The sequence below is a fragment of the Nitrosopumilus sp. b1 genome, from assembly GCF_014078545.1.
GTDB lineage: Archaea > Thermoproteota > Nitrososphaeria > Nitrososphaerales > Nitrosopumilaceae > PXYB01.
In genome coordinates this window covers 1-577 of sequence record NZ_MU078806.1, presented here as the reverse complement: position 1 = coordinate 577, position 577 = coordinate 1, and the positions used below count along the sequence as shown (strand labels likewise).

Genomic DNA, 577 nt, shown 5'->3' with positions numbered 1-577 from the left:
GATGGTTCAATGTGGATTTTACCACCAACATGGGGAGTTAATCAAAACGGAGTAGTTGGATTTGGACGCTACCTTAGCTAGACGTACTGGCTTTGTAGCCTTTCTTTATTGGATTTGGGATGGAATAGACAGAACTATCTTTACTGCAATCAAGTTTTCATTCCCTGCACGATTTGTAAGTCCATTTGGATTTCTTGGAATGCTTACTTTCATTGTATTTGTAATCTTAGGAATTTCTGGTGCACTATTGATGTTTTATTATCAACCAATATTGGATAGAGCATGGGATAGTGTTGAGTTTATCAACAACGAAGTTCCTTATGGATTTCACATTAGAAATATTCACTACCATGGTTCTAACGCCATGGTTCTTTTAGCTATTTTACACATGTATTATCAATACTTTAGTGGACGATACAAAATTAGAAATGAAATTTTATGGGTTACTGGTGTTATACTTGGTACCGTTACAATTCTTGAAGCATTTACTGGATATGATATTATATTTAGTGAAAGAGCAGAACTTGCAATTAGTATTGCTGCGTCATTAACTAATTCTATACCGGTGGCGGGGCCT

The 577-nt window shown here is 35.7% G+C and carries 1 protein-coding gene; it reads left to right on the top strand.

Annotated features, from left to right (window positions below; translation table 11 throughout):
* Nucleotides 1-61: 61 nt before the first annotated feature.
* A partial coding sequence (locus C6988_RS11015) for a cytochrome b N-terminal domain-containing protein (RefSeq protein ID WP_182135498.1) occupies nucleotides 62-577 on the top strand: 516 nt, incomplete at its 3' end.